At 63.3% G+C, this 24128-nt stretch carries 23 protein-coding genes; 17 read left to right on the top strand and 6 right to left on the bottom strand.

Annotated elements, in window-relative coordinates; all coding sequences use genetic code 11:
* Positions 1–70: 70 nt before the first annotated feature.
* The 6 genes from N1058_RS06535 (at position 71) to N1058_RS06560 (ending at position 7368) form a co-directional block, all read left to right on the top strand.
* Positions 71–1225: a Gfo/Idh/MocA family protein gene (locus tag N1058_RS06535; protein WP_265516692.1), complete on the top strand. Its 1155-nt coding sequence runs from the start codon at positions 71–73 to the stop codon at positions 1223–1225.
* Positions 1222–2268 carry an L-glyceraldehyde 3-phosphate reductase gene (gene mgrA / locus N1058_RS06540; RefSeq protein ID WP_265516693.1) on the top strand — a complete coding sequence of 349 codons (1047 nt, stop codon included), beginning with the start codon at positions 1222–1224 and terminating at the stop codon, positions 2266–2268. The genes N1058_RS06535 and mgrA overlap by 4 nt, the downstream gene beginning before the upstream one ends.
* Positions 2265–3875: a glycoside hydrolase family 43 protein gene (locus N1058_RS06545; RefSeq protein WP_265516694.1), complete on the top strand. Its 1611-nt coding sequence runs from the start codon at positions 2265–2267 to the stop codon at positions 3873–3875. Before mgrA ends, N1058_RS06545 begins: the two co-directional genes overlap by 4 nt.
* 52 nt (positions 3876–3927) lie before the next feature.
* Positions 3928–4986, top strand: coding sequence for a sugar phosphate isomerase/epimerase family protein (locus N1058_RS06550; protein ID WP_265516695.1), 1059 nt, complete (start codon positions 3928–3930; stop codon positions 4984–4986).
* 119 nt (positions 4987–5105) lie between these two features.
* Positions 5106–6284, top strand: coding sequence for a Gfo/Idh/MocA family protein (locus N1058_RS06555; protein ID WP_265516696.1), 1179 nt, complete (start codon positions 5106–5108; stop codon positions 6282–6284).
* Positions 6285–6357: 73 nt separating this feature from the next.
* Positions 6358–7368, top strand: coding sequence for an aldose epimerase family protein (locus tag N1058_RS06560; RefSeq protein ID WP_265516697.1), 1011 nt, complete (start codon positions 6358–6360; stop codon positions 7366–7368).
* A gap of 285 nt (positions 7369–7653) precedes the next feature.
* Here the strand turns inward: N1058_RS06560 and purU are convergent, their stop codons facing one another.
* Genes purU through N1058_RS06585 form a run of 5 tightly spaced genes read right to left on the bottom strand, consistent with a single transcriptional unit; the run spans position 7654 to position 11987 of the window.
* On the bottom strand, positions 7654–8514 hold the full coding sequence (gene purU, locus N1058_RS06565; protein WP_265516698.1) for a formyltetrahydrofolate deformylase: 861 nt from the start codon (positions 8512–8514) through the stop codon (positions 7654–7656).
* Positions 8515–8569: 55 nt separating this feature from the next.
* Positions 8570–9373: a 3-methyl-2-oxobutanoate hydroxymethyltransferase gene (locus tag N1058_RS06570; RefSeq protein WP_265516699.1), complete on the bottom strand. Its 804-nt coding sequence runs from the start codon at positions 9371–9373 to the stop codon at positions 8570–8572.
* Positions 9374–9376: 3 nt separating this feature from the next.
* Positions 9377–10561: an NAD(P)/FAD-dependent oxidoreductase gene (locus tag N1058_RS06575; RefSeq protein ID WP_265516700.1), complete on the bottom strand. Its 1185-nt coding sequence runs from the start codon at positions 10559–10561 to the stop codon at positions 9377–9379.
* A 2-nt stretch (positions 10562–10563) separates the two neighbouring features.
* Complete coding sequence (locus tag N1058_RS06580; protein ID WP_265516701.1) at positions 10564–10878, bottom strand: MocE family 2Fe-2S type ferredoxin; 315 nt, start codon at positions 10876–10878, stop codon at positions 10564–10566.
* 20 nt (positions 10879–10898) lie between these two features.
* Complete coding sequence (locus N1058_RS06585) at positions 10899–11987, bottom strand: fatty acid desaturase family protein (RefSeq protein WP_265516702.1); 1089 nt, start codon at positions 11985–11987, stop codon at positions 10899–10901.
* Positions 11988–12138: 151 nt separating this feature from the next.
* Here N1058_RS06585 and N1058_RS06590 point away from each other — a divergent pair, with 151 nt between their 5' ends.
* From N1058_RS06590 to iolG, 7 genes are all read left to right on the top strand, one after another.
* Positions 12139–13173 (top strand): LacI family DNA-binding transcriptional regulator, encoded by a 1035-nt coding sequence (locus N1058_RS06590; protein WP_265516703.1) that lies wholly within the window; start codon positions 12139–12141, stop codon positions 13171–13173.
* A gap of 138 nt (positions 13174–13311) precedes the next feature.
* Complete coding sequence (locus N1058_RS06595) at positions 13312–14148, top strand: TIM barrel protein (protein WP_265516704.1); 837 nt, start codon at positions 13312–13314, stop codon at positions 14146–14148.
* Positions 14149–14385: 237 nt separating this feature from the next.
* Positions 14386–15330: a sugar ABC transporter substrate-binding protein gene (locus N1058_RS06600; protein ID WP_265516705.1), complete on the top strand. Its 945-nt coding sequence runs from the start codon at positions 14386–14388 to the stop codon at positions 15328–15330.
* Positions 15331–15607: 277 nt separating this feature from the next.
* On the top strand, positions 15608–16636 hold the full coding sequence (locus N1058_RS06605) for an ABC transporter permease (protein ID WP_265516706.1): 1029 nt from the start codon (positions 15608–15610) through the stop codon (positions 16634–16636).
* A 29-nt stretch (positions 16637–16665) separates the two neighbouring features.
* Positions 16666–17448: an ATP-binding cassette domain-containing protein gene (locus N1058_RS06610; protein WP_265516707.1), complete on the top strand. Its 783-nt coding sequence runs from the start codon at positions 16666–16668 to the stop codon at positions 17446–17448.
* 95 nt (positions 17449–17543) lie between these two features.
* Entirely contained in the window at positions 17544–18323 is a 780-nt protein-coding gene (locus N1058_RS06615; RefSeq protein WP_265516708.1) for an SDR family oxidoreductase, read from the top strand.
* A gap of 54 nt (positions 18324–18377) precedes the next feature.
* Positions 18378–19382: an inositol 2-dehydrogenase gene (iolG, locus tag N1058_RS06620; protein ID WP_265516709.1), complete on the top strand. Its 1005-nt coding sequence runs from the start codon at positions 18378–18380 to the stop codon at positions 19380–19382.
* Positions 19383–19431: 49 nt separating this feature from the next.
* Here iolG and N1058_RS06625 read toward each other — a convergent pair whose 3' ends face one another.
* Positions 19432–20325 (bottom strand): LysR substrate-binding domain-containing protein, encoded by an 894-nt coding sequence (locus tag N1058_RS06625; protein ID WP_265516782.1) that lies wholly within the window; start codon positions 20323–20325, stop codon positions 19432–19434.
* Positions 20326–20425: 100 nt separating this feature from the next.
* Between N1058_RS06625 and N1058_RS06630 the strand changes: the two genes are divergently transcribed.
* The 4 genes from N1058_RS06630 (at position 20426) to N1058_RS06645 (ending at position 24127) form a co-directional block, all read left to right on the top strand.
* Positions 20426–21178, top strand: a complete 753-nt coding sequence (locus N1058_RS06630; RefSeq protein ID WP_265516710.1) for an SDR family NAD(P)-dependent oxidoreductase — start codon at positions 20426–20428, stop codon at positions 21176–21178.
* Positions 21171–22040, top strand: a complete 870-nt coding sequence (locus N1058_RS06635; protein ID WP_265516711.1) for a transketolase — start codon at positions 21171–21173, stop codon at positions 22038–22040. The genes N1058_RS06630 and N1058_RS06635 overlap by 8 nt, the downstream gene beginning before the upstream one ends.
* Positions 22037–23059 (top strand): transketolase family protein, encoded by a 1023-nt coding sequence (locus N1058_RS06640; protein WP_265516712.1) that lies wholly within the window; start codon positions 22037–22039, stop codon positions 23057–23059. The genes N1058_RS06635 and N1058_RS06640 overlap by 4 nt, the downstream gene beginning before the upstream one ends.
* Before the next feature lie 75 nt (positions 23060–23134).
* Positions 23135–24127, top strand: coding sequence for a TRAP transporter substrate-binding protein (locus N1058_RS06645; protein ID WP_265516713.1), 993 nt, complete (start codon positions 23135–23137; stop codon positions 24125–24127).
* Position 24128: the final 1 nt, after the last annotated feature.

Here is a 24128-nt window from a genome sequence, read left to right on the forward strand (position 1 = left end):
GATTTTATGCAATTCCAGACGGAAATCCGGCTTCGACTTTTCCTGGAACTGCTCTAGAAAGGGGAAACGAATGGCAAAGACACTGGGCGTCGGCATCATCGGCTGCGGCAACATATCCGCCGCCTATATGCGCCTTGCACCGCTTTTCCGCGGCATTGAGATACGCGCCTGCGCGGATGTGAACGAAGCGGCGGCGAAGGCGCGCGCCGAAGAATTCGGCGTCAGGCAGGAGACCGTGGCGGGCCTGCTTGCCGCCGGCGATATCGACATCGTCGTCAATCTGACGATCCCAGCGGCCCACTACGATGTCTCGCGCAAGGCGATAGAGGCGGGCAAGCACGTTTATTCGGAAAAGCCGTTCGTCCTGTCCGTGGAAGAGGGCCTTGCCCTGGCAAGGCTGGCCGAGGACAAGGGTGTCCGCGTCGGCTCGGCCCCCGACACGTTCCTAGGCGGCGCACACCAGCTTGCCCGCCACGTGATCGACACCGGCGCCATCGGCAAGGTTGTCAGCGGCACGTGCCATGTCATGAGCCACGGCATGGAGCATTGGCATCCGAACCCGGATTTCTTTTTCCTGCCCGGCGCCGGTCCGGTGCTCGATGTCGGCCCGTACTACGTCACCAACCTGATCCAGCTCATCGGCCCGGTCAGGCGCGTCGGGGCGCTCGCATCGATCCCGGCCAAGGAGCGCACCATCCTTTCGGAGGCGCGTCGGGGCGAGAAGATCCCGGTCGAGACGCCCACCACGATCCATGCCGTGATGGAGTTCGCCAACGGCGCCATCGTCACCCTCGGCGCGAGCTGGGACGTGTGGCATCACAAGCATTCCAACATGGAGCTTTATGGCGACAAGGGCTCGCTCCACCTGCCGGACCCGAATTTCTTCGGCGGCGATCTGATCGTGACCAATGAGCAGCAGGTCGTGGACGTGCTGCCGGACTGGCCGCATCCCTTCGCCGTTGCCAACCAGGATCTGGAGAACGGCCCCGGCCGCGCCAACTACCGCGCCGTCGGCCTTGCCGATATGGCCATGGCGATCATCGAGGGGCGTCCCCACCGCTGCTCGCTGGAGATGTCGTTGCACGCGATTGACGTAATGACATCGATCCTGGAATCGGGCGAGAAAGGCAGCTTCGTCGAACTCCAGACCACATGCGAGCGCCCGCCGGCGCTGGATGTGGCCGGAGCGCACGCTTTGCTGGCCGAAGAGAAGGAACACGCATGACCTGGCAACCCGCCGAAAACCGCTACGAGACCATGCAATACCGCCGCTGCGGCCGCTCCGGCCTCAAGCTGCCGGCGATCTCGCTCGGGCTGTGGCACAATTTCGGCGAGGATTCGCGCCATGACAACAAGCGCGCGATCTGCCGCAAGGCTTTTGACCTCGGCATCACGCATTTCGATCTGGCCAACAATTACGGCCCGCCGTCCGGGTCGGCCGAGACGGCCTTCGGCGAAATCCTGCGGACCGATTTCGCGGGCTATCGCGACGAGCTCATCGTCTCGTCGAAGGCCGGGTACGGCATGTGGCCCGGCCCCTATGGCGAATGGGGCAGCCGCAAATATCTGGTCGCGAGCTGCGACCAGAGCCTGAAGCGCCTGGGCCTCGACTATGTCGACATCTTCTATTCCCACCGCTTCGACCCCGAGACGCCGCTGGAAGAGACTATGATGGCGCTCGACCACATCGTCCGTTCCGGCCGGGCGCTTTATGTCGGCATCTCCTCCTACAACGCCCAGCGCACCCGCGAGGCAGCCGCGATCCTGAAGGAGCTCGGCACCCCCTGCCTGATCCACCAGCCGAGCTACTCGCTCATCAACCGCTGGGTGGAGGATGACGGGCTGCTCGACGCGTTGGACGACCTCGGCATCGGCTCCATCGTCTTCTCACCGCTGGCGCAGGGCATGCTCACCGACAAATATCTGGGCGGCATTCCCGAGGAGAGCCGTGCGGCTCAGGGCAAGTCGCTGCGCAGCGAATTCCTGACCGAGCGCAACCTTGCCAATATCCGCGGCCTCAACGAGATCGCCGGGCGTCGGGGACAGACGCTGGCCCAGATGGCGCTCGCCTGGGTGCTGCGCGGCGGGCGCGTGACCACCGCACTGATCGGCGCCAGCAAGCCGAGCCAGGTGGAGGACTGCGTGCGCGCCCTGGACAACCCGGATTTCACTGACGAGGAACTGGCCGAGATCGATGTCTTCGCGCGCGATGCCGACATCAACATCTGGGCCGCTTCGGCGGAGCGCAAGGGACCGGCCCGCAAATGATCGTCAACCCCATCCTGCCGGGCTTCAACCCCGACCCTACTATTTGCAGGGTGGGCGAGGACTATTATATCGCCACCTCGACATTCGAATGGTTCCCCGGCGTCCAGATCCATCATTCGCGCGATCTGGTGAACTGGCGCCTGGCCAAGCGCCCGCTCGACCGGGCGAGCCAGCTCGACATGCGCGGCAATCCCGATTCCGGCGGCATCTGGGCGCCGTGCCTTTCCCATGCGGACGGGCTGTTCTGGCTGGTCTACACGGACGTCAAGCGCCTCGACGGAAACTTCAAGGACGCCCATAACTACATCGTCACGGCGCCCACCATCGAAGGACCATGGTCCGATCCCGTCTATGTCAATTCGTCGGGCTTCGACCCGTCGCTGTTCCACGACGATGACGGGCGCAAATATTTCCTCAACATGATCTGGAACCATCGCACCGACTCTGTGGGCGGCAAGCCGAAGCATCCGGCCTTCGCCGGCATACTCCTGCAGGAATATGACGCGGCGGCCGGAAAGCTGATCGGCGAGGCGAAGAACGTCTTCGCCGGCAGCCCGCATGGTCTGGTGGAAGGCCCGCACCTCTTCAAGCGCGGGGGCTGGTACTACATGACCGTCGCGGAGGGCGGCACCGGCTATGGGCACGCGGTCACCATGGCCCGCGCGCGCAGCATCGACGGCCCGTATGAGCTGCACCCGAAAATCCACCTGTTCACTGCGAAGGACGATCCCGACGCGCCGCTCCAGCGCGCCGGCCACGGGCAGGTGGTGGAGACGCCGAACGGTGAGACCTATCACACACATCTATGTTCGCGGCCGCTGCCGGGCATTAGACGCTCTCCGCTCGGCCGCGAAAGCGCGATCCAGAAATGCGTCTGGCGTGAGGATGGCTGGCTTTATCCCGAAAGCGGCAGTCCCGTGCCGGAGGTGGAGGTCGCGGCGCCGGTCGGAGCAAGGGAGCGCAAGGCACCCGCGGCGGCGCGCCACCACTTCACCGGGGCCCGGTTGCCCGACGATTTCCAGTGGCTGCGCACTCCCCAACCCGACCGCATTTTCACCCTGACCGGGCGGGCACTGCGCCTGCACGCGCGCGAATCCATCGGGAGCTGGTTCGAGCAGGCACTGGTCGCCCGCAGGCAGGAGAATTTTTCCTTCCGGGCAGAAACCGAGGTTGAATTCGCGCCGCGCAACTATCAGCAGGCGGCGGGGCTGACGCATTATTATAATCGCCACAAATTCCATTTCCTCGCCGTTACCTTTCACGAGGGGTTGGGCCGGGTACTGACGATAATGAGCTGCCCCGGCAACTGGCCGGACGGCAAATTGTCGTTTCCCCTTGAAGCGCCGGTGGAACTGCCCGGTAACGGCCCGGTCGGCCTTGCGGTCGAGATCGAACATCAGAAGCTGCAATTCTTCTATAGCCTGGGCGATGGGGAATGGCGCAAGGTCGGTCCCGTGCTCGACGCAAGCGTCATTTCCGACGAGGGCGGGCGGGGCGAGCACGGTTCCTTTACGGGCGCATTTGTCGGCATGGCCGCGTTCGACACCAGCGGCGGCGCCATCCACGCGGATTTTTCCCGCTTTTCCTATGAGCCGCGAGGCACGTGATGAAACGCAACTACGCACGCCGCTATGAAAGAACAAAAGAAGGAGAACGATAATGGCGTCTACCATGAAGGGCGCGGGTATCTTTCTCGCCCAGTTCGCAGGCGATGAGGCCCCTTTCAACACCTTGCCTTCCATCGCCCGGTGGGCGGCCGGACATGGCTATGAGGGCATCCAGATCCCCGCCTGGGACGGGCGCCTGTTCGACCTGGCGAAAGCCGCCACCTCGAAGGATTACTGCGACGAGGTGAAGGGAATATGCGCCGAGGCCGGGGTCGAGATCACCGAGCTTTCCACCCACCTGCTCGGCCAACTCGTCGCCGTCCACCCGGCCTACGACGTCTCGTTCGACGGTTTCGCGCCTACAAGGCTGCATAACAACCCGAAAGCGCGCCAGGCCTGGGCTGTCGAGCAAATGCTGCTGGCGGCGAAGGCATCGCGCAATCTCGGCCTCGACGTCTCGGTCTCCTTCACCGGAAGCCTTGCCTTTCCGTATCTTTATCCCTGGCCGCAGCGGCCGGCCGGTCTGGTGGACGAAGCTTTCGCCGAGCTTGCTCGCCGCTGGAAGCCGATTCTGGACGCCTATGACAAGGTGGGCGTGGATGTCGGCTTCGAGCTGCATCCGGGCGAGGACGTCTTCGACGGCGCGACTTTCGAGATGTTCCTCGACAGGCTTGGCGGCCACAAGCGCTGCACCATCAATTACGACCCGTCTCACTTCCTCCTGCAGCAGCTCGACTATCTGGCCTTCATCGATATCTATTACGAGCGCATCTCCGCTTTTCACGTGAAGGATGCCGAGTTCAATCCGGATGGGCGGCAGGGCGTCTATTCGGGCTATCAGGGCTGGATCAACCGGGCCGCCCGTTTCCGCTCGCTGGGCGACGGGCATGTCGATTTCACCGGCATCTTCTCCAAGCTCGCCCAGTACGATTACAAGGGGTGGGCGGTGCTGGAATGGGAGTGCTGCCTGAAGCATCCCGAAGACGGCGCGGCCGAGGGCGCTCCGTTCATCAAGAACCACATCATCCGCGTCACCGAGAAGGCGTTCGACGACTTCGCCGGCGGCGCTCCGGACAAGGCGCAACTGCGCTCCATGCTCGGCATCGGATAGGTCAGTTCACCGTTTCGCGGAAACGGTGAACTGACTGATTGCTTGATTTTACGCAATTCCGGACGGAAAACCGGTTCCCACTTTTCCTGGAATTGCTCTGGAAGACGAAAGGGAAGCTCATGGTTTCGGCCGCATCGACGATCGCAAACAACCAACCGGTCCGCCTCGGCATGGTCGGCGGCGGGCAAGGGGCCTTCATCGGCGCGGTGCACCGCATGGCCGCGCGCCTTGACGGCCACTATACGCTGGTGGCCGGAGCGCTGTCCTCGGACCCCGAGCGGGCGCGGGCTTCGGCCGAGGAGCTGGGCCTTGCGCCCGATCGCTCCTATGGCAGCTACGAGGAGATGGCCGCGAAGGAGGCCGCCCGCGAGGACGGCATCGAGGCCGTCAGCATCGTCACGCCGAACCATGTCCACTTTCCGGCCGCAAAGGTCTTCCTCGAAGCGGGCATCCACGTCATCTGCGACAAGCCGCTGACCTCCAGCCTGAAGGACGCGAGGCAGCTTGCCGAAACGGTCGACAAAAGCGGCAGGCTGTTCGTCCTCACCCACAATTATTCCGGCTATCCGATGATCCGGCAGGCGCGCCAGATGGTGGCCGATGGCGCGCTGGGCGACATCATCCTGGTCCAGGCCGAATATCCCCAGGACTGGCTGGCCGAGCCCATCGAACAGACCGGCCAGAAGCAGGCCTCCTGGCGCACCGACCCGGCACGCTCGGGCGCCGGCGGGGCGATCGGCGATATCGGCACCCATGCCTATCAGCTCGCCTCCTTCGTGACCGGCCTCAGGGCCGAGAGCCTTGCCGCCGATCTCGACAGCTTCGTCGACGGCCGGCAGCTCGACGACAACGCGCATATCATGCTGCGTTTTGCCGGCGGGCGCGCCAAGGGCACGATCTGGGTCAGCCAGGTGGCGCCGGGCAACGAGAACGGGCTGAAGCTCAGGGTCTACGGCACCAAGGGCGGCATCGAATGGGTGCAGGCCGATCCGAACTATCTGTGGTTCACGCCGCTGGGCGAGCCGCGCCGCCTCATCACACGCGGCGGCGCGGGGGCGGGCGACGCGGCAGCCCGGGTGACCCGCATTCCCGGCGGCCATCCGGAAGGCTATCTGGAAGCCTTCGCGACGCTCTACACCGAAGCCGCCGCGATGATTCGCGCCAGGCGGGACGGCTCGGCGCTGCCCGACCTGCCTCTGCCCACCGTTCATGACGGCGTGGACGGCATGCGCTTCATCGCCGCCTGCGTCGCATCGTCCCGCGCCGACAGCGCCTGGACCCGGCTCGACGCGGTTTGAACCCGGACAAGCCATTGACTGTGGCTGAGCTCTCCCGCAATTGTCGCGCGACAATTGGCAAATGGGGGAGAGCATGGCGGGCGACGTGAGGAAGATTGCCGAATGGCAGGGCGGGGACGTCGTCGAAGCCGTGCTCGAGAGCGAAGCCGGCGTCCGCCTGAACGTCATGAATTACGGCGGCGTCATCCGCGATTGGCAGGTTCCGGTAGGCGGGCAGATGCGGTCGGTCGTGTTGGGCTTCGACCGTTTCGAGGACTATCCGGCCCACAGCCCTTATTTCGGCGCGCTGGCCGGGCGGGTGGCGAACCGCGTCGGCGGCAGCCGGTTCACGCTCGACTGCCAGGAATACGAGCTGACGCCGAATGAGGGCCCCAACCATCTCCATGGCGGCCCCGGCGGCATCTCGCACAGGCTCTGGAAATTGGAGCCGCTGGTGGCAAATGCCCTGCGGTTGACCCTGTCCAGCCCCGACGGCGATATGGGATATCCGGGCAGCCTGGACATGGAGGTGATCTACCGGCTCGACGGCTATCGCCTGCATATCGATTTCGCCGCCGTGGCGAGCGCGCCGACGCCGGTCAATCTGGTGCAGCACAATTACTTCAACCTGATGGGCGGCGGCGAGGTGTTCGACCATCGCCTCGAGGTCGCCGCAAGCGCCTATACGGTCACCGACGACGCGCTCATCCCGACCGGCGAGATCAAGCCCGTTGCCGGCACCGGCTTCGATTTCAGGCATGGCCATCCCATGCGCGATGAAAGCGGCGCGCCGGTCATTCTCGACCAGAATCTGGTGCTCGATACCCGGCGCGACCCCGCCGATCCGGTGGCCTGCCTCGTCGCGCCGGACGGCTCCTTGCGCCTCGAGCTGTTCACCGATCAGCCGGGTCTGCAGGTCTATAATGGCGGCCAGATGGATATCAGGGTGGAAGGGCTCGGAGGCCGGCGCTACCCGCGCTTCGGAGGCATGTGCCTGGAGGACCAGCACTTCCCCGATGCGGTCAACAATCCCCACTTCCCGGATACGATCGTGACGCCGGAAGCGCCCTACCGGCACCGTTGCGCCATTGAGATCCGCCCTTGATTTGAGCTTGATGAGTTCAGGACGGGGCAAACGGCCTGCCGTCATCCCGGCCGACCGCAGGGAGAGCCGGGACCTATTGGAAGAGCATCGTAGAGCGCGGCCCGGTCCTCAGGTTGGCGCAGGTCAGTATGGCAATTTCTTCTGCGGAACCCGGCCGCGCAAACCCAATGGGTCCAGGCTCTCCCTGCGGTCGGCCGGGATTGTTTGAGCGTGTTGGGGTAGGTTGGCGGCCGAAGGCGGATCAGGTTGAATCATGCGTCGCCCGGCAGTTGGCGGCCTGTCGCGTCACCCCTTGGCGAACACCACGGTCTTGTGCCCGTTGAGCATGACGCGGCTTTCAAGATGCAGTTTGACCGCGCGGGCCAGCACCCGGCTTTCGATGTCGCGCCCGGCAGCCACGAAATCCTCCGCGCTCATGGCATGGCTCACCCGCTCGGTTTCCTGCTCGATGATCGGCCCCTCGTCGAGGTCGGGCGTCACGTAATGCGCGGTGGCGCCGATCAGCTTGACGCCGCGCTCATGGGCCTGGTGATAGGGTTTGGCGCCCTTGAAGCTGGGCAGGAACGAGTGGTGGATGTTGATCGCCTTGCCGAACAGACGGTTCGACAATTCGTTGGAAAGCACCTGCATGTAGCGGGCAAGGACGACGAGGTCCGCGCCCGTTTCCTTGACCAGCGCGAGCAGCTTCTGCTCCTGCTCCGCCTTGTTGTCCTTGGTCACCTTCCAATGGTGGTAGGGTATGTTCCCGGCCTCGGCTGTGCGGCGCGAATCCTCGTGATTGGAGACGATGGCGACGACCTCCGCATCCAGCCATCCGACGCGGATCTGGTAGAGAAGATGCAGCAGCGCGTGGTCGAATTTCGAGACCATGATGACGATCTTCGGCCGCCGCCCGCGGTCGGCCAGCGCCGTCTTCATGTCGAAGCGCGCGATCGCCGGTTCCAGCGCGCGCGTTATCTCCTCGCGCCCCACGCCTTCCGCCACCGTGAACGAAATGCGCATGAAGAAGCGGTTGGTCCGCTGATCCCAGAACTGGTTGGATTCGGCGATATTGGCGCCAAGCCCGGCAAGCTCGGTCGTCACCGCGGCAACGATGCCCGGCCTGTCCTCGCAGGAAAGGGTGATGTCGAATGTCTTGTGTGTCATGGATGAGGTCCGGTTGTCGTGCGGGGGCGGGCGCCGGCTGGTGGGGCCGATGTCTCTATACGCCGTCGAGCCAGGATTGGAACGCGTTCAGCACCTCGTCCCTGGCGGCAACCTTGTGGCTTGGTTGCGGATAGGCGCCGGACTGGACCTCGGAGGCGAACTCCCGATAGGCGGAGGTGCGCTCTTCCTGAAGCCGCGCAAACTCGGCGGCGAAGTTGCGGTAGACCTTGGCGTGACGGGGAACGTGGCCCGTGTTGGCCCCTAGCACGTCGTCCGAGAACAGATATTGCGCGTGGCAGCCCGCACCGGCACCCATGGAGATCATGAAAAGCGAGCTTCTGCGTGAAATCTCGGTGGCGATCGCCTCCGGCACGACTTCGATTTCGGCGGCGAAAGCACCGGCCTCTTCCAGCGCCTTCACCTGGTTCCAGACGAGCTTGGCCGTCTCCAAGGTCTTGCCCACCGCCGCAAAGCCGCCGGTCCAGGTGCCCTTGGAAGGGATTAGGCCGACATGGCCGCAAACGGGAATGCCCTCGGCGGCAAGCCGTGCGATGGTCTGCGTGCCGGCCGAGCAATAGACCGCGTCCGCGCCCGCCTTGTAGAGCGCGAAAGCCCAGCGGATGAAGTCGTCCGTCGTGCCGATCTCGTAGAAGTTCTCGCCGGGCACGGCGAAGATCGACGGCGCGGCGTCGCGGAAGGCGGGGTCGAGCATCATGGCCGTCGGCACCGACGCCATGTCGATCCCGGCGCACTCGGCCGCCTCCGCCTCTTCCAGCGTCGTGACCCGCAGCATGGATAGCTGCCTTTTGCCGCGCAGGTCCCGCAGATCCTGCACCGTCTTTCGCTGTGCGCGCTTCATCCTTTATCCCTTCAGTAATTGTTTGAGTCTGGTGCCCGGATCGCAAAGCACCTCGGGCGCGACGGCGATGCCGCGTTCGATCAGCTTTTCGGCAATCGAGATGTCGCGCGCCACGGCGTTTCCGGGCCCCGCGCCGCTGGCCGACAGCACCCGGCCCTGACCGTCGAGCTGGAACAGGACGAAGGCGCCGTCGCCCGCCTCCCGCTTCAGGAAGGGCTGATCGGCCCGCGCAAGACCGGCGACCTGCAGGCCGAGATCGTACTGATCCGACCAGAACCAGGGCACGCGCCCGAAACTGTCGCCGCAGCCCAGCATGGCGCGGGCGGCGTGGGCGCCCTGATCCTGCGCGCAACGCCAGCTTTCCAGCCGCACGGGGGCTCCGCGATAGGGAAAACTGCAGCAGTCGCCGGCGGCGAAAATGCTGGGGTCGGCCGTTCGCAGGCATCCATCGACGACGATCCCGTTGTCGACGGCGAGCCCGGCATCGGCCGCAAGGCCCGTGATGGGCTCGGCGCCTACGCCGGCCACCACGATGTCCGCTTCGATCCGCGACCCGTCCGCCAGTTCTACGATATGTTCCTCCAATGTCTCGACCTTGGCCCCGAGCCGCAGGCGGATGCCTTCCTGCCGGTGGCGGTCCTCGAACATGGCCGCGATCTCCGCCGGAACGGCCCGCGCCATCAACCGGTCCGCGGCTTCAAGGACGGTCACTTCCGCGCCCAGCCCGCGCGCCGTGGCCGCCAGCTCCAGCCCGATAAAGCCGCCGCCGATAATGACGAGCTTTGTGCCGGCATCGATGGCCGACAGGATGGCGTCCGCATCGCCGACGCTGCGCAGGGTGCACGCCTTTTCCATGCCGGGAAAGCGGCGCGCCCGCGCGCCCGTCGCGATCAGCAGCCTGTCGTAGTCGAGCGTCCGGCCGTCCGCGAGAACGAGGCGCCTGTTCTCCCGGTCGATGCGCTGGCCCCGGGTGCCGCGCAATAGATCAATGGACAGGTCCCGGTAGCGCGTCTCCTCCGCGATGAGTTTGACGGCCGGCGGCGCATTCTTGGAAAGCGGCGGCCGCTCATAGGGAAGATGCGGCTCCTCGCCGACCAGCGTGACGGTGCCCTCGTAGCCTTCTTCGCGCAGAGTGAATGCGGCGCGCACGCCGCACTCGCCCGCGCCGACAATGACCATGCGGCCCATCGTCAGGACAGGTCGATCAGGACGCGGCCGTCCTCGACCTTGACCGGATACGTCCTGAGATTGACGCAGACCGGCGCGCCCTTGGCCTCGCCGGTGCGATAGTCGAACCGGCCATTGTGCTTGGGGCATTCGATGATGTGATCCATCACCAGCCCGTCCGCCAGGTGCACATGTTCATGGGTGCACAGGCCGTCTGTGGCGTAGAACGCGTCGTCGGGACTGCGATAGATCGCGAAGGTGCGGCCGTCATGATCGAAGCGGATGAGGTCTTCCTCTTCGACATCGTCGACGGCACAGGCTTCCACCCATTGGCTCATGCGTACCTCCCTAGTGTCTGCTATTGCGCCGGCGCCAGGTCCGGCTCGACTTCGTGAAACTCGGCCCGGTAGGGCTTGGCCGTCGCCGGCAGCGCGCGCACCACGTAGTAGTCCTCGTAGCGAAGCTGGCGCAGGAACGCCGGCACCATCTCGCGGTAGCCGTCGAGGATCGAACGGTTGGGCGCGGGCAGGTCGTGCTTGATCAGCTCGTGCAGCTGCGGCAGCGCGTGATAGGGAACCATGGGGAACATGTGGTGCTCCACATGATAGTTCATGTTCCAGTAGATGAAGCGGCTGATCGGGTTCATGTAGACGGTGCGGCTGTTCAGCCGGTGGTCCGTCACGTCATCTGCCAGGCCGCCATGCTGCAAGAGGCCGGTCATGACATGGTGCCAGGCGCCGTAGAGACGCGGGCCGCCGATCAGCAGGAACGGCAGGATCGAGCCCGTTGCAGTTGCTGCAAGACCGGTGGCAGCGTAGATCGCCACCCAGATGCGTGCAATGCGTATGGCCTTGGGCTGTTCCTGCTCGGGAATAAAGGTCGCCTCCTCGGGGCTCAGTCGCCCGGAGGCATTGCGCGCGAGATCGACGGCCGCATGCCAGACATCGATGATGCCGAAGAAATTGAGTGCCAGCCGCGCAAGGTCGGGCGGGCGCATGACGGCGATCTCGGGATCGCGGCCGACGATCACCGTGTCCGTGTGGTGGCGCGCGTGGCTCCACCGCCAGGTGACCGGATTGCGCATCATCATGAAGGAGGCGATCTGGTAGACGGCGTCGTTCATCCAGCGCGTCTTGAAGGCGGTGCCGTGCCCGCATTCGTGCCAGCGCGAATCGGCGGCCGAGCCGTAGAGAACGCCGTAGGCGAGGAAGAACGGGACCGACCAGGCCGAAGGGAACAGGTAGACGGCGACGCCGGCCAGAACGATCATCGACCCGAGCCATAGGACCGTGTCGCGGATCGCCGGCCCGTCGCTGCGCTTCATCAGCGCCTTCATCTCCTTGCGCGGCACGTCCGTATGGTACCATTCGGCCGAGGCGAGGCCGGTCTCCACCGCGCGCCTGGCGTTGGGGCCGACAAGGCTGTAGTCGCGTTTTGCCGCTGCCATGGTTCAGTGTTCCTCCCTGACTATCCGCCAGTTGATGCGCAGAGACTACGGAACGCGCGGTGATGCCTCAAGCAGAATGAAAGTTTTTCTTTCATTTACTATCATGATATGCGTAAAAGCATGATGTGAATTCCTCACCGGGGAGAACGACATGGCCCGCCGCCCCACCATTGCCGATCTTGCCCGCAAGGCAGGCGTGAGCGTGGCCACCGTCGACCGCGTCCTGAACGGCCGCCACCGGGTGCGCGAAGAGACGGCCCGCCGCGTCTATGAGGCGGCGAGCGAGATCGGCTACCACGCCGCCGCCCTCATTCACCAGCGCATCACCGCCGATCTGCCGAGAATGGATTTCGGCTTCGTCCTGCAGAAGGAGACGCAGCCCTTCTACCAGGCGATGGCCCGTGCGCTGGAAGAGGCGGTCGCCGCGCGCCGCGACATCCAGGGCAGGGCCCATATCGTCTTCGTTCGCAACCAGACGCCGGCGGAGGTTTGTGAGGCGATGCGGGCGCTGGCCGGCCGCTGCGACGCCATCGCGGCCACCAGCCTCGACCATCATCTGGTGACGCAGACCGTCGAGGCGCTTCGGGCGGAAGGAACGCCGGTCTTTTCGCTTCTGTCGGATTTCGCCCAAGGTGTGCGCGATAGCTATGTCGGGCTGAACAACATGAAAGTGGGGCGCACTGCGGCATGGTTCATCGCCCGCACAGCGCCGAGACTGGGCAAGGTGGCGATCTTCGTGGGCAGCCACCGCTGGCATGGCCACGAATTGCGCGAGACCGGCTTCCGCAGCTTCTTTCGCGAATACGGGCCCCAGTTCGAGATACTGGAAACGCTGGTCAATCTGGAAACCCGGCAGGTTACTTACGAGGCAACGCTGAGCCTGCTTTCGCGTCATCCCGACCTTGCAGGTTTCTACGTGGCCGGCGGCGGCATGGAAGGCGCCATAACCGCCTTGCGGGAAACGGCCGCGCAAGCCCCGCGTCCGTCGGTGGTGGTCAACGAGCTCACCGCCGATTCCACCCTGGCGCTGCAGGAGGGGCTTCTGATCGCGGCCCTCTCGACGCGACCCGCGGCGATGGCCCGGGCCTTGATCGACCTGATGATTGGCGCTGCAAAATCCGGCCCCGCGGATCCGCCGGGTCAGCTTTTCCTGCCGATGGCGATCCATGTGGCCGAGAGTCTTTGACGTAACGGCCGCACAGGTGACCGGTGTGGGATGAGAATCTATCACAAATGAGAGGTTTTATCGCATATCCTCATTGACCGTCCTGCTGGCTCTCTTCATGCTTCGGGCTTCAACTTTGAAAGGGTCAGGGAGGCCTGCATGTCAGCATTCAAATCCCGGTTTGCGCTCAATCACATGTGCGCGCCGAGCCGGTCGGTAATGGAATTGTTCGACCTCGCATCGGCTGTTGGCGTCGCCGGCGTGGAGATCCGCAACGATCTAGCAGGCAATGCGATTCTCGATGGCACTCCCGCCGTACAGATCAAACGGGCCGCCGAGGAACGTGGTCAGCGCATCCTGTCGATCAACGCCCTTCAGCGCTTCAACGAGTGGACGCCCGAACGCGAGCGCGAGGCGCGTGAGCTTGCCGCCTATGCCCGCGATTGCGGTGCGCAGGCGCTGGTCCTCGTCCCCGTCAACGACGGAACGGGCCGTGCGAACGGCGAGCGCCAAGCCAATCTGCGCATCGCGCTCAAGGCGCTGCGCCCCATATTGGAGGACGCCGGCATTCGCGGGCTGGTCGAGCCGCTGGGTTTCGAGGTCTGCTCGCTGCGGCTGAAATCGGAGGCGCTGGAGGCCATCCGCGCGCTCCAGGCCGAAAGGGTTTTCAGCCTCGTCCACGACACTTTCCATCACTTCCTGGCCGGAGAGGAGGCGCTGTTTCCGCTCGACACCGGCCTCGTTCATATTTCGGGCGTGGGAGATCCCTCGGTCGCGGTGCCGGACATGCGCGACGGCCACCGCATCCTGGTCGACGAGCACGACCGGCTAGGGAACGCGGCACAGATCCGCGCCCTCGTCGCGGGCGGATATGACGGGTTCTTCTCGTTCGAGCCGTTTTCCGAACTGGTCCACCGGGAGACAGAGCTGGAAACCGCGCTTGCCGCCAGCATCAGCGTCATCGAGCGGGATGCGGTTATCCCGGCTTGGGTTTGACATCTCGGGACACGACCGTGGTGGAAAATAGAATACCGCTTGACGGCGGCGTAAAAAATGGAATAAAAATTACATATTGAGCGATTTATGGTGGCTGTGTTCCATTTTTGATAGGGACCGCACGATGCGAACGCAGGTGCAGGATAGACAAGCCACTGTAAACGCTCTGGAAAATCCCCTGGAGGGAATCCGGTCTGGTTCGGGTGATGCCGGGCACCCAATGTGGAGGAGAAATCAATGAAGAAGTTTTTGCTTGGTGCAGCTCTTTCGGCGCTGATGACGAGCTCGGCCATGGCCGAGAAGATCGGCGTCTCGATGGCATTGTTTGACGACAACTTCCTGACGGTTCTGCGCAACGGTATGCAGGATTACGCTGGAGAGTTGGATGGTGTCGACCTGCAGATCGAGGATGCGCAGAACGACGTCGGAAAACAGCTCAACCAGATCCAGAACTTCATCGCTTCGGGCGTGGATGCGGTAATCGTCAACCCGGTCGATACGGACGCGACCGTCGCCATGAGCAAGGCCGCAGCCGATGCGGGCGTGCCGCTGGTCTATGTCAATCGCGAACCCGTCAATGTCGACGATCTACCCGACAATCAGGCCTTCGTCGCGTCCGACGAGCGCGAGTCCGGCACGCTGGAGACACAGGAGATCTGCCGGCTCCTCAAGGAGCAGGGCAAGGGCGACGGCGCCCAGATCGTCGTGATGATGGGCGAGCTTTCCAACCAGGCCGCACGCCAGCGTACCCAGGACATCCATGACGTCATCGCTACAGATGAATGTTCCTTCATGGAAATCATCGAAGAGCAGACAGCCAACTGGAACCGCACCGAGGCGGCCGATCTGATGACCAACTGGCTTTCCGCCGGCCTGAAGTTCGACGCACTCGTATCCAACAATGACGAGATGGCCATCGGGGCGATCCAGGCCATGAAGACGGCCGGCATTTCCATGGACGAAATGCTGGTCGGCGGCGTCGACGCGACCCAGGATGCGCTGGCGGCGATGGAGGCCGGGGACCTCGATGTCACTGTCTTCCAGGATGCAGCGGGCCAGGGCAAGGGCGCTGTGGATGCGGCATTGAAACTGGCGAGCGGCGAAGACGTGGATCAGAAGGTCTACATCCCCTTCCAGCTGGTCACGCCGGAAAACATCGATCAGTTCACCAGCAAGAACTGATCGGGCCGGGGCGCCGGGTTCCGGGACCACAATGGATCTCGGAATTGCTGGCGCGTGGAAAACGAACGTTCGCAGCGCCACCGATGTCCGTGAAGACGCACGGCGCTGCGAACTGCAAGGCATCCGCCGGACGCGCTTTCTCTCCGGTCGGGTCCTCGCAATCTCTCCAACGGTCTCCGCGTCTCGGCGGTTCGAGGTGCGGGACGGTAGCCGGCACACAAGTGCTTGAACTGCTCGATGCAGGAATGTGGCCGGCGCTTCAGGATGGACAAAAGCGATGGCAAACCAGGCACAGGCGATCACGCCCGACAAACCGGACGAAACCCACAAGCGGCCGCGTTCCCACGAGCTCAACGCGCTGCTCGGTCTGGTGGGCATCGCCCTGATCTTCGAAATTCTCGGCTGGATGCTTCAGGGGCAGAGCTTTCTTTTCAACCCGCAGCGCCTCTCGATCATGATCCTGCAAGTGGCCGTCATCGGCATCATCGCCATCGGCGTCACCCAGGTCATCATCACCGGCGGCATCGATCTGTCATCGGGCTCGGTGGCGGGCGCGACCGCCATGGTCGCCATGAGCTTTGCCCAGGTGAGTACCTACCCCCGCGCCGTCTATCCCGAATGGACCGATCTGCCGGTCATCATCCCCCTGCTCATAGGCCTGAGTTGCGGCCTTTTCGCCGGCCTGATCAACGGCTTGCTGATCGCGTTCACCAGAATACCGCCGTTTATCGCCACACTCGGCATGATGGTGACGGCGCGCGGCGTGGCCAAGTGGTATACGAAGGGCCAGCCCGTTTCCTTCCCGACCGACACCTTTGCTTCTCTCGGTCAGGGCATGACACCCGTCATCATATTCCTGGCCGTCGCGGCGCTGTTCCACGTCGCGCTGAAATACACCGTCTACGGCAAGCATACCTATGCGATCGGCTCCAACGAGCAGGCGGCGCGCATGTCGGGCATCAATGTCGAACGTCATCTTGTGATCGTCTACGCCATCGCCGGTCTTCTGGCCGCGCTGGCCGGCATCGTCGTCGCCGCGCGCGGGCTGACCGCCCAGGCCGGCATGGGCATCATGTACGAGCTCGACGCCATCGCCATGGCGGTCATCGGCGGCGTGTCGCTTTCCGGCGGGCGCGGCTCCATCGTCGGCACGCTCATCGGCGCCGTCATATTCGGCGTCATCATCTCGGGGTTCACCTTTCTGAGGCTGGATGCCTACTACCAGGAGATGATCAAGGGCGCGATCATCGTCGCTGCCGTGGTAGCCGACGTCTACCGACAGCGCATGCGCGCATCGTCGCGCTGAGCGACGCTCTGGCGCAAAGGGAGGAACATATGAGCACCGATCGCAAGATCATCCTCAAGACCGAGGGTCTCACCAAGCATTATGGCGGCGTGCATGCGCTGGAGGATGCAGATTTCGAACTCTACGAAGGCGAGCACGTCGCCATCGTAGGCGACAACGGGGCGGGCAAGTCGACTTTCGTTCGCCAGATCACCGGCGTCGAGCAGCCGACCAGAGGGCGCATCCTGTTCGAGGGCAAGGAGGTGGAGTTCCACAATCCTGTCGCTGCGCGCGAGGTCGGCATCGAGGCGGTGTTCCAGAACCTGGCGCTGGCCGACGACCTCGACGTGCCGTCCAACATCTTTCTCGGCCGTGAGGAGGTCTATTTCAACCTCGGCCCCTTCAGCTTCCTCAACCAGCGCAAGATGTACCAGCGCTCGCGCGAGGCGCTGGAGAAGACCGGTGTGAAGATCCCCAACCTGCACAATTCGATCGCCAACATGTCGGGCGGCCAGCGCCAGTGCGTGGCCATCAGCCGCGCCGCCAGCTTTGCCTCCAAGCTCATCCTCATGGACGAGCCCACGGCCGCGCTCGGCGTGCAGGAGACGACGCAGGTCGAAAACATCATCCGCAACCTGAAGGAGCGCGGCATCCCGCTGATCCTGGTCAGTCACAATCTGCGCCAGGTGTTCAACCTGGTCGACAAGATATGGGTATTCCGCCGGGGCCGCATCGCCGGCATGCTGGAGGCCGGCAAGACAGACGGAAACGAGGTGGTCTCCCTCATCACCGGAGTGCAGTCCGGCGTACACGAAAACGCAAGCTACATCTGATCCTCCCGTGGCCCGGCGGCGCCTTCGGGTGCTGTCGGGCTTCTTTTTCCCGGACCTTGGCCGGGAGCATCTACAAGCGCAACAGAGAGCGCACAATGCGAAATGCAAATACACGCGCTGTCATCGTTGGCGGCACCCAGGGATTGGGTTTCGCCATCGCGCGGCAACTGGTCGAGGAAGGTTGCCGGGCTATCGTCCTTACAGGGCGCGACCGGGCAAAAGGCGCCGACGCGGCTGCTGCTTTGGCCGGACTTGGCTGCGATGCCCGTTTCGTTGCCGCCGACCTTGGAAATCTCGATGACTGCCATAGCGTGATCGAACAGTCCGGCGCGCTCATCGGTCCGCTCAATGCGCTGGTCAATGCCGCCGCGGCATGCGACCGCGGAACCTTGCTCGATACCACGCCGGAGGTCTGGGCCCGGCTGATGGATGTCAACGCGCGCGGGCCCTTCTTCACCATGCAGGCTTTCGTCCGGCAGGCGCGGGATCACGGGATCCATGCGTCGATCGTCAATATCGTGTCCATGGTGATCCATTGCGGCCAGTCCTATCTGGCGCCTTACTCCGCGTCCAAGGCGGCTCTTGCGAATATCACCAGGAACACGGCTCAGGCACACCGCCGCGACCATATCCGCTGCAATGCCATCGCGTGCGGGTGGATGGACACGCCGGGCGAGGACGCGACCCAGAAACGCCATCATGACGCGCCGGACAACTGGCTGGAACTGGCCGAGGCTGAACAGCCGTTCGGCCAGCTGGTCAAACCGCATCAGGTCGCGCCGCTTGCCACGTTCCTCCTGTCGCCGCAGTCCGGCGTCATGACCGGCGCGATCATCGACTGTGACCAGAATGTTGCGGGCGCCTATCCCGAATAGCGGTTCCGCAAAGTCTGTTTCGACCCTTTAGCGAAGATATAAAGAGAACCTCCCATGACCGTAAAATTTGCTCTCCTCGGTGCCGGCCGCATTGGCAAGGTCCACGCCAAGGCGATCGCCGGCAATGCCGACGCCAAGCTTGTTGCCGTTGCAGATGCCTTTGCCGAGGCGGCGCAGGCTATTGCCGGAGCCTATGGCTGCGCCGTCCGCTCGATCGACGAGATCGAGGCGGCGTCCGACGTCGACGCCGTGGTGATCTGCACGCCGACCAATACTCACGCCGATCTCATCGAGCGCTTCGCCCGCGCCGGCAAGGCGGTGTTCTGCGAGAAGCCCATCGACCTCGATCTGGCCCGCGTAAAGAGTTGCCTTTCCGTTGTCGAAGAAACCGGCGCGGTGCTGATGGTCGGCTTCAACCGCCGCTTCGATCCGCATTTCTCTGCCGTGCGCGCGGCAATCGATGAAGGCCGGATCGGTTCGGTCGAGATGATACAGATCACCTCGCGCGATCCGGGCCCGCCGCCGGCGGACTATATCAAATCCTCGGGCGGCATCCTGCGCGACATGACAATTCACGATTTCGACATGGCGCGCTTCCTTCTGGGGGAGGAGCCGGAGTCGGTGTTTGCGACCGCATCGGTGCTGGTCGATCCGGAAATCGGCAAGCTCGGCGACCATGACAGCGTCTCCCTCATCCTGACCACCGCTTCCGGCAAGCAATGCGCCATTTCCAACTCGCGCCGCGCCACCTATGGCTACGATCAGCGCATCGAGGTGCTGGGCTCCAAGGGTGCGGTCGCGGCGGAAAACCAACGCCCGGTCTCCATAGAGATCGCTAACGAGACGGGCTTCACGCGCCCGCCACTGCACGATTTCTTCATGACCCGCTACACCGAAGCCTATGCGGCCGAAATAGCCGCGTTCATCGCGGCGATCTCAAGCGGTGCCGCGGTCTCGCCGTCGGGGCGCGACGGCCTGGTCGCGCTGGCACTCGCCGATGCGGCGCTGCGCTCGGTGAAGGAAGGGCGCGCGGTGAAGGTTGCGGAGGTGATGGGATAGCCTAGCCAGGCTAACTTTGGAGATCAGCTCACGAACGCTGGCAACTGGGTCAGCCTGTACGCTTGTTGTGCGGATCCAGCTCCGCCAGGAGCCACTCCCGGAACATCCGGATGGATGTGCGATTTCTCATCGCCTGTGAATAGATGAGATAGTGCCCCTGGTATCGAACATCCACGCATGTGTCTTTCAACGGCCGGACCAGGCGCCCGTCTTGCAACTCTTGCTCGGCGAGCCGTGTCGATTCAAGGGCGACGCCCAATCCATCCGCAGCGGCGGCGATCGCGAGGTAGCTTCGGTCGAACCTTGGGCCCTGTGGTTCAGGTGAGCGCAGTTTGTTGGCGCGGAACCAATCGCTCCAGCGGATCATCTTGTTATCGCTCTGGATCAGGATTTGATCGAAGAGATCGTCAACGCCGTTTATGAGCTCGGCTACGCCGGGCGCACACAAAGGTGTAACCGTTTCCTCGCCGAGCGAGATTATTTCGACGCCCTCCTGTTTCGGGACGCCGTAGAAGATATCCGCGTCGAATTCGCTTTCGGAGAAATCGGCGTAGGTGGTGTTTGCAGCAAGGCGGATGTCGAGGCCTGGATTGTCGGCGAAGAATCTCCGAAGGCGGGGGGTCAGCCACTGTGTCGCAAAGCTTGGTGCGCTATGGAGGCGAAGCAGGTTGGGGTTGCGTGTGGAAATCATCTGGAGCCCGTCGCGGATTTCCTGAAAGCCGCGCGAGACCATTTCGAATAGCGCATAGCCTTCCGGTGTGAGCTCGATCGTCCGGCCGGTTCTGAAGAAGAGTGTCACCCCCAACAGGACCTCAAGCTTCCTGATCGCATGGCTGACTGCGCTCGGCGTCAGTGCCAGTTCCTCCGAAGCAGCCCGGAAAGAGCCGGCGCGACCGGCCGCTTCAAAGGCGCGCAAAAGCGAAAGAGGCACTTTGTCGAGCATGATGAATGATGAACCAGAATCACCGATTGTTGTAAAGTTCGCGTTTGTGGCGAAGCCGCTCCTGAACCAGTCTTCAGCGCACTGGCATAGGGAGGAACGCATGCTTCTGAGCGGCAAGACCGCAGTCATCTCCGGCGGCGCAAGCCCGCGGGGTATCGGAATGGCCACGGCACGTCTCATGGCATCCCATGGTGCGCGTATCGCAATTCTGGACCTCGATGAGGAGCAATCCCTCCGAGCTGCCAGCAGTCTCGGTGAAGGCCATATGGGGATCGGCTGCAATGTGGCCGATGGCCGTGCCTGCAAATCGGCGGCGGCCCGGATAATCGACGAGTTCGGCCGGATCGACATCCTCTGCAACAATGCCGGCATCACGCAGCCGGTGAAGACCCTCGACATATCCGCCGGGGACTGGGATCGGGTTCTCGATGTGAACCTACGCGGCGTTCTCTATCTGAGCCAGGCCGTGGTGCCGCATATGCGTGAACGCAAGGCCGGCTCGGTCATATGCATGTCGTCGGTTTCGGCGCAGCGCGGCGGGGGCATTTTTGGCGGTCCGCACTATTCTGCAGCCAAGGCCGGTGTTCTCGGGCTCGCCAAGGCGATGGCGAGAGAATTCGGCTCCGAGGGAATTCGTTTCAACTGCATCACACCCGGACTCATCCAGACGGACATTACGGGCGGCAAGCTGACGGACGAGATGCGGACCGAGATCCTGAAAAACATACCGCTCAACCGCCTCGGCACGGCGGACGATGTGGCGGGAGCCTATCTTTTCCTCGCTTCCGATCTCTCCTCCTACATCACCGGCGCCGTCATCGACGTCAATGGCGGGATGCTGATCCATGGATAAGACGATGACGACACGATCCGCCTCGGCACACATCGGCTCGAACGTAACGCTTCAGGAACGCGCCTATCGCATTCGCCGTTATGCCGTACGAATGGGGAAGGTCCAGGGGCAGGGCTATATCGGGCAGGCGCTCGGTATCGCGGACGTGTTGGCCGTTTCCTATTTCCATGCGCTCAACTACCGTCCGGACGATCCGGAATGGGAGGATCGCGACCGCTTCCTCCTGTCGATCGGGCACTACGCGATTGCCCTTTACGCTGCGATGATCGAAGCCGGCATTCTGCCGGAATTCGAGCTTGAAACATATGGCACTGACGACAGCCGGCTGCCGATGTCAGGCATGGCCGCCTACACGCCCGGCATGGAGATTACCGGCGGGTCGCTCGGTCACGGCCTCGGTATCGCTGTCGGCATGTGCCTTGGGCTGAAACGCAAAGCCTCGAAGTCCTTCGTCTACAACCTTCTTTCGGACGGCGAACTCGGGGAGGGCTCGACATGGGAAGCCGCAATGTCAGCCGCGCATCATGGCCTCGACAATCTGATCGCCATCGTCGACTTCAATAATCAGCAGGCAGACGGACCATCCACGAAGACACTCTCGTCGGAGCCGGTCATCGATAAATTCGAAGCTTTCGGCTGGTTCGTCCAGCGCGTCGATGGCAACGATATCGATGCAGTTCGCGAGGCATTCGATGCCGCGCGCAGCCATCGCGGCAGTAAACCGCGGATCGTCATCTGCGATACGAAGATGTGCAAGGGCGTGCCCTTTCTGGAGGAGCGAGAGATTACGCATTTCGTCCGCGTCGAGCCTGAGGAATGGACGTTCGCGCTGAAAGCACTCGATGAGGGCCGCGTGCAATGAAACTTTCCAAATATGAACCGCGCCGCCCGGCGGCGCCGGGTGAGCGCAAAACGACATCGGCGATGATCGCTTCGCTGGCCGCGGAGGGAATGCCGACGAAGGCCGCCCCCTTCGGTCATGCGCTCGTCTCCCTGGCTGCCGATCGGCCGGACATCGTCGGCATGACCGCCGATCTCGCCAAATATACCGACCTGCATGTTTTCGCGCAGGAGTATCCGGACCGGTTTTACCAGATGGGCATGGCAGAGCAGGTTTTGATGAGCGCGGCCGCCGGCATGGCGCGGGAAGGCTTCACCCCATTCGTCACAACCTATGCCGTGTTCGCATCGCGGCGCGCTTACGATTTCATCTGCATGGCGATCGCGGAGGAAAGCCTGAACGTCAAGATCGTCTGCGCTCTCCCGGGACTGACCACGGGTTATGGTCCGAGCCATCAGGCCACCGAGGATCTCGCCATCTTCCGAGGAATGCCCAATCTGACGGTGATCGACCCTTGTGACGCCACAGATATCGAGCAGGCCGTTCCGGCCATTGCCGAACATCAGGGGCCGGTCTACATGCGGCTCCTTCGCGGCAAGGTTCCGAACATTCTCGATCAATATGGCTACAAGTTTGAACTCGGGCGCGCCAAGACCGTTCGCGGGGGCAGGGACGTTCTGTTCGTCTCGACCGGTCTGATGACCATGCGTGTTCTCGAGGCCGCGCAGGAGCTGGAAAACGACAGCATCGATTGCGCCGTGCTGCACGTCCCGACGATCAAGCCGCTCGATACCGCAGCCATTCTGGAAGAAGCAGGAAAGTCAGGGCGTCTGGTCGTCGTTGCGGAAAACCACACTGTCGTCGGGGGACTTGGTGAGGCGGTGGCGCGTACGCTGATGATCAACGGCATCACTCCGCAGTTCCGTCACATCGGGTTGCCGGATGAGTTTCTCGATGCCGGCGCTCTGCCGACGCTTCATGACCGATACGGCCTTTCGACGAGGGCGGTGTGCCAATCCGTGCGCTCCTGGCTGGGCTGACGCCGGCTGGGAGACCTTGGGGAGAACTCACGACGAACTTTGTCATCCACATCAGGGAGGATAATGATGACGACCATGAAACGCAGAACTATGCTTGCCGCAGCCGCACTTTTGTCAGCGAGCACGATCCTTGGCGCATCCGGCGAAGCATCTGCACAGACCAAATTGACGCTCGGCCATGGTGCAGCACCCGGCAATCCGCGCTCCGTGGGCGCCGAACGCTTCGCTGAACTGGTCGAGGAGAAGACCGGTGGGGAGGTAACGATCACGGTGGCGGGCTCGGAGCAACTGGGCAATGATGTTGCCATGCTGACGAGCCTTCGCTCGGGCACGCTCGACTTCACGATCAACAGTCAGGGCGCGGTTGCCGGCGTCGTGCCGGAGCTTGCCGCTCTCGGCCTGCCGTTCCTGTTCGAAGACACGGAGAATGCCATCGAGATCTTGCGTGGTCCCATCGGGAACGAGTTGAACAAGAAGTTCGAGGCCGTCGGGATCGTTCCGCTGGACTGGTGGGACAACGGCATTCGCCACATCTCGACGACGGACCGTTCCGTCGAAACACCTAAGGATCTTGAAGGCCTTCGCATTCGAACCCCGGCCGATCCGATGACGATCGACATCTTTGAGGCGCTCGGCGCATCGACCGAGCAGATCGCCTTCAGCGAGCTCTATGTCGCCCTGCAGCAAGGCGTGGTCGACGGCCAAGAAAATCCGCTGGCCAACATCGCTTCGAGCAAGCTTTACGAAGTGACACCCTTCATATCGATCTCGGGGCACAAGTGGGAGAGCACGCCTTTCCTCATGTCGCAGATTGCGGCCGGACGGCTGACCGACGACCAGATGCAGGCGGTTCGGGAGGCCGCATTGGAGGCCGGCGAACTGCAACGCCAGCTCATGCAGAAGGCTCACGAAAAGCATCTGGCCGAGTTTGAAGCGGACGAAAAAGTCACCGTCAGCGAGGCCGACCGGGACGCCTTCAGGAAAGCGACGGCCGGCGTCTATGAGGAGTGGCAGAACAAGGAATTCGGCGACTTCATTAAGCGGCTCATTGAAGCGTCCGGGCAATAGG

Origin of the sequence: Nitratireductor luteus, assembly GCF_026162365.1 — a bacterium.
Taxonomy (GTDB): Bacteria; Pseudomonadota; Alphaproteobacteria; order Rhizobiales; family Rhizobiaceae; genus Chelativorans; species Chelativorans luteus.

Excerpts from the sequence above, each read along its gene's own strand:
- N1058_RS06535 (WP_265516692.1), top strand. The coding sequence starts at position 71 with ATGGCAAAGACACTGGGCGTCGGCATCATCGGCTGCGGCAACATATCC.
- N1058_RS06560 (WP_265516697.1), top strand. The coding sequence starts at position 6,358 with ATGGCGGGCGACGTGAGGAAGATTGCCGAATGGCAGGGCGGGGACGTC.
- N1058_RS06585 (WP_265516702.1), bottom strand. The coding sequence starts at position 11,987 with ATGGCAGCGGCAAAACGCGACTACAGCCTTGTCGGCCCCAACGCCAGG.
- N1058_RS06590 (WP_265516703.1), top strand. The coding sequence starts at position 12,139 with ATGGCCCGCCGCCCCACCATTGCCGATCTTGCCCGCAAGGCAGGCGTG.
- N1058_RS06545 (WP_265516694.1), top strand. The coding sequence starts at position 2,265 with ATGATCGTCAACCCCATCCTGCCGGGCTTCAACCCCGACCCTACTATT.
- N1058_RS06630 (WP_265516710.1), top strand. The coding sequence starts at position 20,426 with ATGCTTCTGAGCGGCAAGACCGCAGTCATCTCCGGCGGCGCAAGCCCG.
- N1058_RS06610 (WP_265516707.1), top strand. The coding sequence starts at position 16,666 with ATGAGCACCGATCGCAAGATCATCCTCAAGACCGAGGGTCTCACCAAG.
- N1058_RS06570 (WP_265516699.1), bottom strand. The coding sequence starts at position 9,373 with ATGAAGCGCGCACAGCGAAAGACGGTGCAGGATCTGCGGGACCTGCGC.
- N1058_RS06595 (WP_265516704.1), top strand. The coding sequence starts at position 13,312 with ATGTCAGCATTCAAATCCCGGTTTGCGCTCAATCACATGTGCGCGCCG.
- iolG (WP_265516709.1), top strand. The coding sequence starts at position 18,378 with ATGACCGTAAAATTTGCTCTCCTCGGTGCCGGCCGCATTGGCAAGGTC.
- N1058_RS06645 (WP_265516713.1), top strand. The coding sequence starts at position 23,135 with ATGAAACGCAGAACTATGCTTGCCGCAGCCGCACTTTTGTCAGCGAGC.
- N1058_RS06625 (WP_265516782.1), bottom strand. The coding sequence starts at position 20,325 with ATGCTCGACAAAGTGCCTCTTTCGCTTTTGCGCGCCTTTGAAGCGGCC.
- N1058_RS06640 (WP_265516712.1), top strand. The coding sequence starts at position 22,037 with ATGAAACTTTCCAAATATGAACCGCGCCGCCCGGCGGCGCCGGGTGAG.
- N1058_RS06635 (WP_265516711.1), top strand. The coding sequence starts at position 21,171 with ATGGATAAGACGATGACGACACGATCCGCCTCGGCACACATCGGCTCG.
- N1058_RS06580 (WP_265516701.1), bottom strand. The coding sequence starts at position 10,878 with ATGAGCCAATGGGTGGAAGCCTGTGCCGTCGACGATGTCGAAGAGGAA.
- mgrA (WP_265516693.1), top strand. The coding sequence starts at position 1,222 with ATGACCTGGCAACCCGCCGAAAACCGCTACGAGACCATGCAATACCGC.
- purU (WP_265516698.1), bottom strand. The coding sequence starts at position 8,514 with ATGACACACAAGACATTCGACATCACCCTTTCCTGCGAGGACAGGCCG.
- N1058_RS06575 (WP_265516700.1), bottom strand. The coding sequence starts at position 10,561 with ATGGGCCGCATGGTCATTGTCGGCGCGGGCGAGTGCGGCGTGCGCGCC.
- N1058_RS06555 (WP_265516696.1), top strand. The coding sequence starts at position 5,106 with ATGGTTTCGGCCGCATCGACGATCGCAAACAACCAACCGGTCCGCCTC.
- N1058_RS06615 (WP_265516708.1), top strand. The coding sequence starts at position 17,544 with ATGCGAAATGCAAATACACGCGCTGTCATCGTTGGCGGCACCCAGGGA.
- N1058_RS06605 (WP_265516706.1), top strand. The coding sequence starts at position 15,608 with ATGGCAAACCAGGCACAGGCGATCACGCCCGACAAACCGGACGAAACC.
- N1058_RS06550 (WP_265516695.1), top strand. The coding sequence starts at position 3,928 with ATGGCGTCTACCATGAAGGGCGCGGGTATCTTTCTCGCCCAGTTCGCA.
- N1058_RS06600 (WP_265516705.1), top strand. The coding sequence starts at position 14,386 with ATGAAGAAGTTTTTGCTTGGTGCAGCTCTTTCGGCGCTGATGACGAGC.